The sequence below is a fragment of the Streptomyces sp. NPDC001222 genome (assembly GCF_042896945.1).
GTDB lineage: Bacteria > Actinomycetota > Actinomycetes > Streptomycetales > Streptomycetaceae > Streptomyces > Streptomyces gibsoniae.
Map to the genome: position 1 here is coordinate 20,311 of NZ_JBIAXT010000031.1, position 13,486 is coordinate 33,796.

Below are 13,486 nucleotides of genomic sequence, written 5' to 3' on the forward strand. Positions count from 1 at the left end.
ACTGTTGGCCTGTGACCTGTGGCTGGTGCCGCTCGTCGACGTGCTGTGCCATACGCCCGACAACCCGTTCGCCGAGGAACTCGCCCTCTACGACAAGGCGCTGGGCGAGGCAGGGCTGCCGCCGGTGCCGGTGTACCAGTACATGCCGGGGCTGACCGGTGAGGTGGCGCCGGTCGCGGGCTTCGACTACGACGCGCTGCACTTTCTGCGCCGCGCCTATCTGCTCCAGGTGTGCGGGCTCGCCGTGACGCCGGTCGACGAACTCGGCGGCGACTACGAACAGCTCCTGGAGATGTTCGAGCCGACGGCCCAGCAGTCGCATCTGGTGTGGCACTACGACCATGCGGGCGCCTATGTCCCGGTGGACTTCCCGCACCCCCTGGCGAACGAGGAACTTCTCACGGGCGGCGGCCCGCTGGGGTCCTCCCAGGCACTGCTGCGGGAGCTGGAGTTCGTGGCTCCGTCGATCGGCATCGACCCGGCGAACCCGCCCGTGCCCCCGGACGCGCCGCTCGCCCCCACGGCGCTGGAGGAACCGGCGCGGCCCGCCCCGTACGACCCGAGTCCCTTCGCCCGGGAACGGCATGTGTGGCTGGGGCTGCACGCGGCGGCGACCCGCAGCCTCGCCCAGGGCTCGATGATCGTCTTCAGCTGAGGACGGGCCCCGACCGCCCTCCCGGGAACCGCGGACGGTGACCGCCGGGACGCGTGCACGCCCGGCGGTCACGAGAGGACCTAGAAGACGGGGGTCCCGTTCTGGGTCAGCTTCCAGTTGGTGACCGCGAAGTCGGCCGGGTTCAGGGAGCCCTTCGCCGTCACGTAGTCGATCATCAGCTGGCGGATCTCGTTGGTGGAGCTGTAGGCGATGTCGGCCGCGGCGATGTGCGGGTAGCCGCTGCCGCCGTTGGCGCGGTAGTTGTTGACGGCGACGACGAAGACCTGGTCGTCGGCGACCGGGGCGCCCTTGTAGCTGAGGTTCTTGATCCTCGACCCCTCGGGCTGGGCGATGTCGATGTCGTAGTCGACCCCGGCGGCGGTGTCGTACATGTAGTCCCAGAAGCTGTTGGCGTTGGTGAGGGTCGCGGTGTCGACCTTCGTGCCGGCCGGGACCTGGTGGTAGTACTTCGCCCCGTACTCCAGGTAGTCCTTGAGCTGGGCGCCCGTGAGCTTCTTGCCGTAGAGCGTGTTGTCGTAGATGTAGAGCCCCGCGATGTCCTTGATCGTCACGTTGCCCGCGGGGATGTCGGCGGTCCGGCTGAACGGCGCGGCGACCGAGATGAGCGGGAGCGCGGCGTCGGCGGTGGACAGCCCGGTGGCGACGGTGGCCATCTGGACCTGGTGGATGAAGTCCATGATCGGGACGTCCTTCCAGCAGGACTCCGCCGCCGAGAGGTCCTGGGTGCAGGTGCCGACCGGGGTGTTGACGTACTTCACCACGAGGTCGTGGTCGGCCTTGAGGAGCCGGGTGATCTCCGGGTCCTCCTCGACGCCGTTGGGGTTGAGGGTCTGGGCCTTCTTGTCGGTGACCCGCCACTGTCCGTGGTGCAGTTCGACCTCGAAGTCGAAGACGGTCAGCCGCATGCCCCAGCAGTAGGGCTCGGACAGCAGGACGTCCTCGCCGGTCTGCTCGTTCTTGACGGTGTAGGAGGGAACCTCGACATGGGTGTGGCCGACGAGGATCGCGTCGATGCCGGGGACCTGCTCGGCGACGAGGTTGGAGGCGTTCTCCACGTAGGGCAGCTCGCTGCCGTACGAGGACGAGCCGTCCAGGCCGGAGTGGTCGGTCAGGAAGACGACGTCGCAGCCGAGGGCGCGCAGCCGGGGCACGTACTTCTTCGCCTGCTCGACGAGCCCGGGGAAGACCATCTTCCCGCTGACGTTGTCCTTGTCCCACAGGGCGATGCCAGGGTTGGTGAGACCGAGGATGCCGACCTTGATGTCGGGGGCGCCGGGGACGCAGATCCGCTTCACCGTGTACGGCTGGAAGGCGGGGCGCAGGGTCTTGGCGTCCAGCGCGTTGGCACCGAGCAGTGGGAAGTGGCACTGGCTCTCGAACCTGCGCAGGACGTCGATGCCGTAGTTGAACTCGTGGTTGCCGAGCGCGGCGGCGTCGTAGCGCATGTGGTTCATGGCGACGGCCATGGGGTGCCGGGGGCCGTGCTTGCCGTCGGTGCCGGTGATGGGGTCGACGCGCGCGTAGTAGTACGCCAGTGACGTGCCCTGGATGATGTCGCCGGCGTCGACGAGCAGGACGCGGTCCTCGCCCTTGGCCTCCCGCTGCTGCTTGATGAGGGTGGCGACCCGGCCGACGCCGACGGAGTTGCCGGCCTTGTCGCTGTAGGCGGCGTCCTTGTAGTAGTCCCAGTCGAAGACGTGGCTGTGCAGGTCGGTGGTGCCCAGGATGGAGAACGACCAGGTGCGGGGCGCCTTTCCGGGCCTGTGGCCGACCTCGGCGGCCTGGGCCGTACCGGTGCCGACGGCACCCGTGGCGGCCACGGCCGCACCGGTGACGGCCGACTTCTGCATGAACTCCCGGCGGTTCATGGGACTGACGGGCATTCGGGGCTCCTGGGACTGGGGTCAGGGGGTCAACTGTGCGTGTTGTGCGGGGATTTACTGGACTACACGCGTAGATGGTTGCGGCACGCCGGTTGCGCGCGAAACCCCCAAGACCCCATGTGCAGGTCAAGGATGCCCCATGGAAAGACCACGCCCCCGGTGCGGCCGAAGCCTCACCGGGGGCGTGACGGAGATACGACTCCGCGCCTACAGGAACGAGTTGATCTCGATCGTCTCGTCCCGGCCCGGGCCCACGCCGATCGCGGAGATCGGGGCGCCCGACATCTCCTCCAGGGCCTTGACGTACCCCTGGGCGTTCTTGGGCAGGTCGGCGAAGGTCTTGGCCTTCGTGATGTCCTCCTGCCAGCCCGGGAGGTACTCGTAGACCGGCTTCGCGTGGTGGAAGTCCGTCTGGGAGTAGGGCAGTTCCTCGACCCGCTTGCCGTCGATCTCGTACGCCACGCAGACCGGGATGCGCTCCCAGCCGGTCAGCACGTCGAGCTTGGTGAGGAAGAAGTCCGTCAGGCCGTTGACCCGGGTCGCGTAGCGGGCGATCACCGCGTCGAACCAGCCGCAGCGGCGGTCACGGCCGGTGGTGACACCGCGCTCGCCGCCGATGCGGCGCAGCGCCTCGCCGTCCTCGTCGAACAGCTCGGTCGGGAAGGGGCCCGAGCCGACACGGGTCGTGTACGCCTTCAGGATGCCGATAACCCGGCTGATCTTCGTCGGGCCGACGCCGGCACCCGTGCAGGCGCCGCCCGCGGTCGGGTTCGACGAGGTGACGAAGGGGTACGTGCCGTGGTCGATGTCCAGCAGGGTGCCCTGGCCGCCCTCGAACAGGACCACCTTGCCGTCGTCCAGCGCCTGGTTGAGGATCAGGACCGTGTCGGCGACGTAGGGCTTGATCTGGTCGGCGTAGCCGAGCAGCTCCTCGACCACCTGGTCCACGGCGATCGCGCGCCGGTTGTACAGCTTGGTGAGGAGCTGGTTCTTGACCTCGAGGGCCGCCTCCACCTTCTGGGTGAGGATCGACTCGTCGTAGAGGTCCTGGACCCGGATGCCGATGCGGTTGATCTTGTCGGCGTAGGTCGGGCCGATGCCCCGGCCGGTGGTGCCGATCTTGCGCTTTCCGAGGAAGCGCTCCGTCACCTTGTCGACCGTGACGTTGTACGGCGTGATGATGTGCGCGTTTCCGCTGATCATGAGCTTGGACGTGTCGACGCCACGCTCGTTCAGACCGCTCAGCTCGGAGAGCAGGACCGACGGGTCGACGACGACGCCGTTGCCGATGACGGGCGTACATCCGGGCGACAGGATTCCGGAGGGGAGGAGGTGGAGTGCATACTTCTGGTCGCCCACGACGACCGTGTGGCCGGCGTTGTTGCCGCCCTGGTAGCGCACTACATAGTCAACCGAGCCACCGAGCAGGTCGGTGGCCTTCCCCTTGCCCTCGTCACCCCACTGAGCACCGAGCAGCACAAGTGCGGGCACGCGCGTACACCCCTTCCGGGCGGGGCATGTCCAAGGTCAGGGGCGTACGCGGAGGGTCCACCGCCGCGTGCACCGCGGCCGTCGTTGGCCGCAAACCGTCGGACCGGATGCCCCGGAATAGACGAAGCCCCTGGCGCAATAGCGCAAGGGGCTCTTGCACAAAGATGCTACCCGAGGAAGCGAGGCAGGACCGAGGTGGCGACTTCCGACCAGCTCCTCGTGGTCATCGACCCGGTCGCCCGTCACAGCGACGGTGAGTCCGTACGGATCGCGAAGGACGTGCTCAGCGCGCGTGCGGCGACGAAGGTGTGCCTCCCGGACGGCCCGGAGGAATTCGCCCGGGCCCTGGATCGCCGGGGCTCGCGGCGGCCGGTGGTGGTGGGCGACGACCGGGCGCTGCTGCGCGCGGTGACCCTGCTGCACCGGCGGCGGGAACTGGGCACCACGGCCCTTTCGCTGGTCCCGGTCGGGGCCGCGCTGTCGCTGGCGCGGACCCTCGGGGTGCCGACAGGAGCGGTGGCGGCGGCCCGGGCCGTCCTGGACGGGGCGGAACGGCGGCTGGATCTGCTGGCCGACGACAGCGACGGGGTGGTGCTCGGGGAGCTGCGCATACCCTCCGTGCCGTCGGTGCCGCCCCAGCGCGACGGGGCACACCTCGGCGAGGAGGCCGCGTCCGCGCGGCCGTGGCTGCGGGTGCGCCAGTCACTGGTACGGACCCTGGCCCGCCCGCCCCGGCTCGCCTCCCCGCCCCCGGACGGGCCGTCCCGGCTGCGGGTCGAGGTCGACGGGGTGACGCTGGTGGACCTGGACCAGCCGGTGGCCGGAGTGTCGGTGACGCCGGACTCCTCCGGGGCGGCCGTGGTGGAGGTCCGCCCGGTGTCGGTGGGCGCGGAGGCGTCACCGCTCGCGGCGCGGGGACGGACGGTGACGGTGTCGGGGGCGGACTTCCGCTACCGCTCGGACGCGGTGGTGAGCGGGCCGGTGCGGAGCAGGACGTGGACGGTGTGGGAGGGAGCCTGGGTGCTCACGGTGCCGGCTTCTTCGTAGCCGGTGCCTCGGGGGCATGGTGCGCCCTCCGCCCGGTGCCTCAGGGGCATGGTGCGCCCTCCGCCTGATTGGGGACCAGATACCTCGTAGCCGGTGCCTCGGGGGCGTGGTGCGCCCTCCGCCTGATTGCAGACCAGACGCCACTCGGAGCGGCGAGGCACTCACGGCGCCGTGATCGGTTTCGCTCAGTCCCGCCCGAAGGTCCGGTCCCGGTGTATGCGCCAGCGTTCCATCATCGCCTCGACCTCTCCCTCGACGAACTCGAAGAAGGCGAGGGTCTCCGCGAGTCGCATGCCCGCCGGGGTGTCGGCGCCCAGGCTGGTGACCCCCTCGCGCAGGGCCTCCTCCCAGCGTTTGATGAGGGCCTCGCGGTTGGTGAGGGCCTCGTACCACTGGTTGCTGTGCACCCGGTAGCGTTCCCGGCGCGAACCCGGCTCCCGCTCCCGTGACACCAGATGCACCTGCGCCAGATAGCGCACCGCCCCGGACACCGCGGCCGGGCTGATCTGCAGCTGTTCGCCAAGCTCCGCGGAGGTGAGGGTGCCGGTGTCGGAGGCGAGCAGCGCGCCGAAGATCCGGGCCGGCATACGCGGCACGCCCGCCTCGACGAGCTGCGCGGCGAAGTGCTCCACGAACCGGGAGACCGACTCCGGGTCCCGCTCCACCGTCTTCGGCTCCGTCATCCCTGGATCATCTCCCCTGGTCAGCACCACCAACGAGTCTACCGATGCTTTATACACTTCCTTAACTTCACAAATTTCTGAAAGTAGCGTACGTTCCGAAGCATGACCAAGAGCTCCGACCTCGCCATCGAGGTGTCCGGACTGCACAAGTCGTTCGGCAGGACCCACGCGCTGGACGGCCTCGACCTGGCCGTCCGGTCCGGTGAGGTCCACGGCTTCCTCGGCCCGAACGGCGCCGGGAAGTCCACCACCATCCGGGTCCTGCTGGGTCTGCTGCGCGCCGACTCGGGCGCCGCACGGGTCCTCGGCCGCGACCCCTGGGCGGACACCGTCGAACTGCACCGACGGATCGCCTACGTCCCCGGGGACGTCACCCTGTGGCGCAACCTCTCCGGCGGCGAGGTCATCGACCTGTTCGGCCGGCTGCGCGGGGGCTTGGACCAGGCGCGCCGGGCGGAGCTGATCGAGCGGTTCGAACTGGACCCGACCAAGAAGGGGCGGACGTACTCCAAGGGCAACCGGCAGAAGGTCGCCCTGGTCGCCGCCTTCGCCTCGGACGTCGATCTGCTGATCCTGGACGAGCCGACGTCGGGCCTCGATCCGCTGATGGAAGAGGTCTTCCAGCGCTGCGTCGAGGAGGAGCGGGACCGCGGCCGGACCATCCTGCTGTCCTCGCACATCCTCAGCGAGGTCGAGCAGCTCTGCGACCGGGTGAGCATCATCCGCAAGGGCCGCACGGTCGAGAGCGGCTCGCTCGCCGACCTGCGCCATCTGACCCGGACCAGCGTCACCGCCGAACTCGCCGGTCCGCCGAACGGACTGGCCCGGCTGCCCGGCGTCCACGACCTGGACGTCCAGGGCCACCGGGTCAGACTCCAGGTCGACACGGACAAGCTGGACGCGGTGCTGCGGTCGCTGAGCGAGTCGGGGGTGCGGTCGCTGACGTCGACACCGCCGACGCTGGAGGAACTGTTCCTGCGCCACTACCAGGACGAACCGGCCGCCGGCGAAGAGACGGTGGGGGCGTCCGCCCGGCCGAGCGCCGCGCAGAGCCTGGGGGAGCGATGACCGCCGCGACGACGGCTTTCGCGGCGCGGACCGGAGGATCACGGCAACTGGCCGGCACCGGAACCCTGTTGAGGTTCTCCCTGCGCCGCGACCGGGTGATGATCCCCCTCTGGATCGCGGTCAACGCCCTGATGGTGCTGTCGATGCCGGGCACCCTGAAGGGCCTGTACGGCACGGCGGCCGAACGCGCCGATCTGGCGGATCAGACGACCGCCAACAGCTCGCTGCGCGCGATGGTCGGACCGGTCTTCGGCCAGTCGCTCGGCGCGCTCACCGCCTGGCGCATCGGCGTCTACGCCGGACTGCTCGCCGCGGTGATGAGCCTGCTCGTCGTCGTACGGCACACCCGTGACGAGGAGGAGAGCGGCCGCCAGGAGCTGATCTCGTCGGCGATGGTGGGGCGGCGCGCCCCGCTGACGGCGGCGCTGCTCGCGGCGGCTGTCGCGAACGCCGTCCTGGCCCTGGTGATCACCGTCGGTCTGGCGGGGCAGGGCGCCGCGGGAGCCCTGGCGCTGGGGCTGGGCGTCGCCGGAGCCGGACTGGTGTTCGCCACGACGGCGGCGATCGTCGCGCAGCTGACGGAGAGCGCACGGCTCGCGCGCGGGCTGACGGGGGCGGTGCTGGGCGCGGCGTTCGTGCTGCGCGCCGCGGGCGACGCCGGATCGAACGGCGGCTCGTCCGTGCTCACCTGGCTCTCCCCGCTCGGCTGGCTGGAGAACCTGCGCCCCTACGCCGGCGAACGCTGGTGGGTGCTGCTGCTGTTCGCCGCGGCGGTCCTCCTCCAGTGCGGGGTGGCGTACGCCCTCGCCGGACGCCGGGACATCGGCATGGGCTTCCTGACCGTACGCCCCGGACCGGCGAGGGGCCGCCTCGGCTCGGCCGCCGCCCTGGCCTGGCGGCTGCAGCGCGGCGGTGTGCTGGGCTGGAGCATCGGCTTCTTCCTCGCCGGGGTGGTCTACGGCGGAATGACGGACGGCGCGACCAAGCTGGTCGGCGACAACGACAAGGCACGCCAGATCTTCGAGCGGATGGGCGGCCGGTCCGGGCTGACGGACACGTTCCTCGCCGCGATGGTGGGCATCATGGGCCTGGTCGCGGCCCTGTACATCGTCGCCTCGGTCCTGCGGCTGAACGGCGAGGAGACCTCGGGGCGCGCGGAGGCGGTGCTGGCGAACGCGGTGGGGCGGCTGCGGTGGGCCGCCGGCCATCTGGTGATCGCCTTCGGTGGCGCGGCACTGCTCATGCTGCTGGCGGGCCTGGGCTTCGCGGCGGGCTACGGCGAGGAGACCGGCCCGATCCTGGGCGCCTGTCTGGTGCAGCTCCCGGCGGTGTGGGTGATCGGGGGGCTCGCGGTCCTGCTCTACGGGGTGCTGCCGCGGGGCGCGGTGGGGGCGTGGGGCGTGGCGGGCGCGGCCCTGCTGATCGGCTGGGTGGGCCCGGCACTGAACCTTCCGCAGACGGTCCTGGACCTCTCCCCCTTCGGTCATCTCCCGAAGCTGCCGGGCGGGGAGATGCACTGGCCGCCGGTGCTCGTCCTGACGGGGCTCGCGACGGTGCTGGTGGCCGGGGGGCTGGTGGGGTTGCGGAGGCGGGACTTGAGCGGCTGAGGGGGCCTCAGTCGGCCCAGTGCTTCAGCTCCTCGGTGTCGAGTTCGATGCTGACAGGGGCGGGAAGGGTGACACTCTCGCCGAACTTCACCGTATGAGTGACCCGGTACCCGTCCTCCGGGTCGGGGTGGCTGTGCACGACAACCGAGAGGTAGTCCCGATCGATCAGCAAGTAGACGGGGATGCCCGCCTCGGCGTAGGCGCGGGGCTTCTCCACGCGGTCACGATTGTGCGTGTCCGAGTCGTACGACGTGACCTCGACCGCCATCAGTACGCCTTCGGGAGCCGCCCAGTCGCCCTGACCCGTGAAGTGGCCCCACCGGTGTCAGTACCGCGCCGGGCAACGCCTGGCCCTTGCGACAGGCCTCCACCTGCAAACCCTGAGTCGGGTTGAGGTTGAGCTCGGGCCGGGACCGCATGCACTGGCGGATCAGCCATATGACGATCTCGCCGCGGTTGCCATTCGTCACCTTCTTGAGTCCGATCCGTCCATCGATGAGTTCGAACCTGACGGTCTCGTCCTCACGGGCGGCGAATTCGGCGATGCGCTCGAACAAGTCCACCGGCATCTGAGACGACGCGCGCTCTGCCCTGACCGTCACGGTGCCTCCCTTCGCAGGCACGCACCAGCTTTCCGAGCCACGGCGCCCATCGACCCGGATCGCCACGTGATCAGCCGAACGGATGGTCAGCCGATCTCCACGCTCAGCCCCTCCAGGCCCCGGATCACGAAGTTCGGCTTTCGTTGCGGGTCCGCCACCAGGCGTAGCGTCGGGGCCTTTTCCAGCAGGGCCGTCATCGACGCCGCCAGTTCGATCCGGGCGAGCGGTGCGCCGATGCAGTAGTGGATGCCCGCGCTGAAGGAGATGTGCGGGTTGTCGCGGCGGGTCAGGTCCAGCTTCTCGGGGGCGTCGAACACCGCCGGGTCGTGGTTCGCCGAGCCGAACAGCATCGCGATCTCCGCGCCCCGGGGGACGGTCGTGCCGTCGATCTCGATCTCGTCCAGCACCCAGCGCTCGAAGAGCTGGAGCGGGGTGTCGTACCGCATCAGCTCCTCCACCGCCGACGGGACGAGCGAGTGGTCGGCGCGCAGGGCCGCCAGCTGGGCCGGGTGCCGGAACAGCGCCCACCAGCCGTTCACCGTCGCGTTCACCGTCGCCTCGTGCCCCGCGTTCAGCAGCAGCACACAGGTCGAGATCATCTCCTGCTCGGTGAGCCGGTCCCCCTCGTCGTAGGCCGCGATCAGACCCGAGATCAGGTCCTCGCCGGGTTCCTTCCGGCGCGTCGCGATCAGCTCGCGGAGATAGTCGGAGAACTCGACCGACGCCCGTACCGCCCGGTGCGCGGTCTCCTGCGGCGGATTCAGCTCGTACATCCCGCAGATGTCCGCCGACCAGGGCCGCAGCAGCGCGCGGTCCGCCTCCGGGACGCCCAGCATCTCGGCGATCACCGCGACCGGCAGCGGCTCGGCGACGTCCTTCAGCAGGTCGCCGCCGCCCGCCTCCACCAGCCGGGACACCAGGTCGCCGGCCAGCTGCCGGACGTACGGTGCAAGGCGCTCCACCGTCCGCGGGGTGAACGCCTTCGACACCAGCCGCCGGATGCGGGTGTGGTCCGGCGGCTCCAGGTCGAGCATGCCGTGGTCGTTGAGCGTGTGGAACGGCTCGTGCTCGGGCGGCGGCGCCGTGCGGCCGAAGTCCTCGTGGGTGAAACGGTGCTGGTACGTCCGGCCCAGGCGCCGGTCGCGCAGCAGTGCCGAGACATCCGCGTGGTGCGGGACCAGCCACTGGTCGGTGGGCTCGTAGTGGAGCACCCGGCCGAGCGCACGCAGCTCGGCGTAGGCGGGGTACGGGTCGGCGAGGAACGCCGGGTCCCACGGGTCGAACGCGAGGTCGGATGGGGCTGCCATGCACGGACGCTAGCCCGGCGGGCCCCTCCGTGACCAGGGGTGCCGCGCCGGCGGGATCAGCCCGGTGTCACCAGCCGCGCCTCGTACGCGAACACCGCCGCCTGGGTGCGGTCCCGCAGGCCCAGCTTCACGAGGACGCGGCTCACATGGGTCTTGATCGTCGACTCGGCGACCACCAGGCGCTCGGCGATCTCCGCGTTCGACAGGCCCTGCGCGATCAGCACCAGCACCTCCGTCTCCCGGTCGGTCAGATCCCCGTACGCCCCCTGCGCGGGGACCAGACGCGGCTTCTCGGACAGCTTCGCGAACTCCGCGATCAGCCGCTTGGTCACCGAGGGCGCGAGCAGGGCCTCGCCGGAGGCCACCACACGGACCCCGTCGGCGAGCTGGCGGGCCGACGCGTCCTTGAGCAGAAAGCCGGAGGCCCCCGCCCGCAGCGCCTGGTACACGTACTCGTCCAGGTCGAACGTCGTCAGCACGAGCACCTTCGCCGTGCCGTCCGCGGCGACGATCCGCCGGGTGGCCTCGATGCCGTTCAGCTCCGGCATCCGGATGTCCATCAGCACGACGTCCGGGGCCAGTTCACGGACCCGTTCGACGGCCTCCCGGCCGTTGACCGCCTCCCCCACGACCTCGATGTCCGGCATCGCCCCGAGCAGCACCGAGAATCCCTCGCGGACCATCATCTGGTCGTCGGCGATCAGTACGCGGACGGTGCCACTGCTCACGCGGCGTCCTCCGCCATGGCCACCGGCAGGAACACCGTCACCTCGTACCCTCCGTCGTCCGTCTTCCCCGCCGTCATCTCCCCGCCCAGCATCGAGACCCGCTCGCGCATGCCCGTGATGCCGTGCCCCGCGCCGTGCGTCGACTTCGTCAGCGGGACATGTGCCGCCGGGCCGTTGACGATGCGCAGGCCCAGCCCGCCGAGGACATGGCCCAGCTCCACCCTGGACGTCGCGCCAGGCGCATGCCGCAGGGTGTTGCTGAGGGCCTCCTGGACGATGCGGTACGCCGACAGCTCGACGCCCTGCGGCAGCTCCCGCACCGCGCCCGTGACCACCTTGTCCACGGTCAGCCCGGCCTCCCGCACGTTCGCCAGCAGGGCGTCCAGGTCGGCCAGGGTGGGCTGCGGGGCGTCCGGGGCCTCGTAGTCCTCGGCCCGTACGACGCCCAGCACCCGGCGCAGCTCGGTGAGGGCCGCGACCGCGTTCTCCCGGATGGTGACGAAGGCCTTCTCCAGCTCCGGCGGCGGGTTCTCCACCCGGTAGGGCGCGGCCTCCGCCTGGATGGCGACCACCGACATATGGTGGGCGACCACGTCGTGCAGCTCGCGGGCGATCGTGGTGCGCTCCTCCAGCAGGGTGCGCCGGGAGCGCTCGTGCGCGGTCTCGGTCTGCTGGGCGGTCACCTCCTGCTTCGCGTCCCGGCGGATGTGCCAGACGGTGACGGCCAGCAGGGCGAGGGCGGAGAGCACCAGCATGGTCGAGGTGTCGCCGCCGTAGTGGTTCCAGCCGGACACGGCCTGGGCGGCGAACCCGTAGGCAGCGGTGAGCAGCCACATCCAGCCCGCAGTGCGCGGCCGGGTGCGGGCGGCCACCACCGTCAGCACCGTCAGATGGGAGACGAAGCTGCCGGGCGACCAGGGCCAGGCGCTCCAGTAGGAGCTCAGGACGGCCGAGGCCGTGGTCGCCGCGAAGGACAGCCAGAGCGCCCCGACCGGGCGGACCAGCGTCAGCAGCACGGGCACCAGGGCGAACAGACCGCACAGCGGCCCGGTCGCGCCCCCGTTGCCGTTCGCCATGGCGACCAGCATCGCCGCCGCTCCGGCAGCCGCCACCACGATGTGCCGACTCCAGGCCCGGTACGTGCGGACACGACCGGACAGCCGCCCGCCCAGCGGCCCGCCGACCTTCTTCGGGGGCAGCGGACGGTAGGCGAACGCGTCGTGGAACAGATCCTGCCGCAGCCCGCTCAGGGCCTCCATGGCCGCCCGGTACTCCGGGCTGCGCGGTATGTACGGGCGGAACGCGTCGTCCGGCGCCGTCTGCGTCTGCGTCGTCTCGGTCACATGAAGAAGGTAGGCCCGTACGCGGGCGGAGTCGTCAGCAGTGAGGGGGGTCCTCGGGGATCCGTCTCAAGTACTACGGGCCGGGCCCGTTTCCGTCCTGGGGGCGGAGTCGGTGTCCCTACGGCCGGAGTCAGTATCCCGAGGGGCGGACCAGCCCCGACTCGTAGGCGAACACGGCCGCCTGGGTCCGGTCCCGCAGCCCCAGTTTCACCAGAATGCGGCCCACATGGGTCTTCACGGTCTGCTCGGCCACCACGAGGTGCCCGGCGATCTCCGCGTTCGACAGGCCCTGGGCGATGAGGGTGAGGACCTCGGTCTCCCGCTCGGTGAGGTCACCGACGCGGTCCTTCAGCGGGGTCCGCGGCGCGCGGCCGAGGCGGGAGAACTCCGCGATCAGCCGCCGGGTGATCCCGGGCGCGAGAAGCGCGTCACCTGCGGCCACCACCCGGACCGCATCGGCGAGTTGGTCGGCGGAGGCGTCCTTCAGCAGAAAGCCGGAGGCGCCGGCGCGCAGCGCGTCGTACACGTACTCGTCGAGGTCGAAGGTGGTGAGCACCAGGACCTTGGGATGGGGGCTGTCCTCGGTGATGCTGCGGGTCGCCTCGATACCGCTCATCTCCGGCATCCGGATGTCCATCAGCACGACGTCCGGGGCGAGTTCGGCCGCCTTGGTGATCGCGTCCCTGCCGTGCACGGCCTGCCCGACCACCTCGATGTCGGGCTGGGCGTCGAGCAGCACGGTGAAGCCCTGCCGCACCACCGTCTGGTCGTCGGCGATCAGTACCCGGATACTGCCGCTCGTCATGGGGTCTCTTCTCCTGTCGGGGGCGGTGAACCGGCAGCGGAGACGTCGTGCCGGACGGTGGGCGCGGCCGGTGGTGCGAGGGGGACGACGGGTGCTTCGGCGGGGTCGGCGGAGGCGTCGCGCGGGGCGGGCGACACGGGCTCGGTGAGCGGGGCGCTGCCGTCGCGCGGGGCGGGCGGCACGGGGTCGGTGAGCGGGGCGCTGCCGTCGCGCGGGGCGGGCGGCACGGGGTCGGCGGAGGCGTCG

The 13,486-nt window shown here is 70.8% G+C and carries 11 protein-coding genes and 1 pseudogene; 4 read left to right on the forward strand and 8 right to left on the reverse strand.

Annotated elements, in window-relative coordinates:
- The first annotated feature begins 4 nt into the window (after positions 1-4).
- Complete coding sequence (locus ACFY2Z_RS31890; RefSeq protein ID WP_390747538.1) at positions 5-655, forward strand: hypothetical protein; 651 nt, start codon at positions 5-7, stop codon at positions 653-655.
- Positions 656-735: 80 nt separating this feature from the next.
- On the opposite strand, the gene ACFY2Z_RS31895 is transcribed toward ACFY2Z_RS31890, so the two are convergent.
- Together ACFY2Z_RS31895 and ACFY2Z_RS31900 are read right to left on the reverse strand one after the other, a co-directional pair.
- Positions 736-2,559, reverse strand: a complete 1,824-nt coding sequence (locus ACFY2Z_RS31895) for a bifunctional metallophosphatase/5'-nucleotidase (protein ID WP_390747539.1) — start codon at positions 2,557-2,559, stop codon at positions 736-738.
- 207 nt (positions 2,560-2,766) lie between these two features.
- On the reverse strand, positions 2,767-4,050 hold the full coding sequence (locus ACFY2Z_RS31900) for an adenylosuccinate synthase (RefSeq protein WP_390747540.1): 1,284 nt from the start codon (positions 4,048-4,050) through the stop codon (positions 2,767-2,769).
- Between the two features lie 195 nt (positions 4,051-4,245).
- Here ACFY2Z_RS31900 and ACFY2Z_RS31905 point away from each other — a divergent pair, with 195 nt between their 5' ends.
- Positions 4,246-5,097, forward strand: coding sequence for a diacylglycerol kinase family protein (locus tag ACFY2Z_RS31905; RefSeq protein ID WP_390747541.1), 852 nt, complete (start codon positions 4,246-4,248; stop codon positions 5,095-5,097).
- 185 nt (positions 5,098-5,282) lie between these two features.
- Here ACFY2Z_RS31905 and ACFY2Z_RS31910 read toward each other — a convergent pair whose 3' ends face one another.
- Positions 5,283-5,780: a GbsR/MarR family transcriptional regulator gene (locus ACFY2Z_RS31910; RefSeq protein ID WP_390747542.1), complete on the reverse strand. Its 498-nt coding sequence runs from the start codon at positions 5,778-5,780 to the stop codon at positions 5,283-5,285.
- Positions 5,781-5,882: 102 nt separating this feature from the next.
- Between ACFY2Z_RS31910 and ACFY2Z_RS31915 the strand changes: the two genes are divergently transcribed.
- Entirely contained in the window at positions 5,883-6,848 is a 966-nt protein-coding gene (locus tag ACFY2Z_RS31915; protein ID WP_390747543.1) for an ATP-binding cassette domain-containing protein, read from the forward strand.
- On the forward strand, positions 6,845-8,455 hold the full coding sequence (locus ACFY2Z_RS31920; protein WP_390747544.1) for an ABC transporter permease: 1,611 nt from the start codon (positions 6,845-6,847) through the stop codon (positions 8,453-8,455). The genes ACFY2Z_RS31915 and ACFY2Z_RS31920 overlap by 4 nt, the downstream gene beginning before the upstream one ends.
- Before the next feature lie 7 nt (positions 8,456-8,462).
- Here the strand turns inward: ACFY2Z_RS31920 and ACFY2Z_RS31925 are convergent.
- The 5 genes and pseudogenes from ACFY2Z_RS31925 to ACFY2Z_RS31945 all read right to left on the reverse strand — a co-directional run bounded on the left by ACFY2Z_RS31925 (position 8,463) and on the right by ACFY2Z_RS31945 (position 13,240).
- Positions 8,463-9,024 (reverse strand): annotated as a pseudogene (locus tag ACFY2Z_RS31925) (Uma2 family endonuclease).
- 119 nt (positions 9,025-9,143) lie between these two features.
- The gene (locus ACFY2Z_RS31930; protein ID WP_390747545.1) at positions 9,144-10,364 is read right to left on the reverse strand and encodes a cytochrome P450; all 1,221 of its coding nucleotides are present in this window, start codon (positions 10,362-10,364) and stop codon (positions 9,144-9,146) included.
- Positions 10,365-10,420: 56 nt separating this feature from the next.
- A complete protein-coding gene (locus ACFY2Z_RS31935; protein WP_390747546.1) occupies positions 10,421-11,092 on the reverse strand; it encodes a response regulator in 672 nt (223 codons plus the stop codon).
- On the reverse strand, positions 11,089-12,435 hold the full coding sequence (locus ACFY2Z_RS31940) for a sensor histidine kinase (RefSeq protein ID WP_390747547.1): 1,347 nt from the start codon (positions 12,433-12,435) through the stop codon (positions 11,089-11,091). The genes ACFY2Z_RS31935 and ACFY2Z_RS31940 overlap by 4 nt, the downstream gene beginning before the upstream one ends.
- Before the next feature lie 130 nt (positions 12,436-12,565).
- Positions 12,566-13,240, reverse strand: a complete 675-nt coding sequence (locus ACFY2Z_RS31945; RefSeq protein ID WP_390747548.1) for a response regulator — start codon at positions 13,238-13,240, stop codon at positions 12,566-12,568.
- Positions 13,241-13,486: the final 246 nt, after the last annotated feature.

Coding starts and splice junctions, on each gene's coding strand:
- ACFY2Z_RS31915 (WP_390747543.1), top strand. CDS start 5,883: ATGACCAAGAGCTCCGACCTCGCCATCGAGGTGTCCGGACTGCACAAG.
- ACFY2Z_RS31895 (WP_390747539.1), bottom strand. CDS start 2,559: ATGCCCGTCAGTCCCATGAACCGCCGGGAGTTCATGCAGAAGTCGGCC.
- ACFY2Z_RS31920 (WP_390747544.1), top strand. CDS start 6,845: ATGACCGCCGCGACGACGGCTTTCGCGGCGCGGACCGGAGGATCACGG.
- ACFY2Z_RS31910 (WP_390747542.1), bottom strand. CDS start 5,780: ATGACGGAGCCGAAGACGGTGGAGCGGGACCCGGAGTCGGTCTCCCGG.
- ACFY2Z_RS31945 (WP_390747548.1), bottom strand. CDS start 13,240: ATGACGAGCGGCAGTATCCGGGTACTGATCGCCGACGACCAGACGGTG.
- ACFY2Z_RS31930 (WP_390747545.1), bottom strand. CDS start 10,364: ATGGCAGCCCCATCCGACCTCGCGTTCGACCCGTGGGACCCGGCGTTC.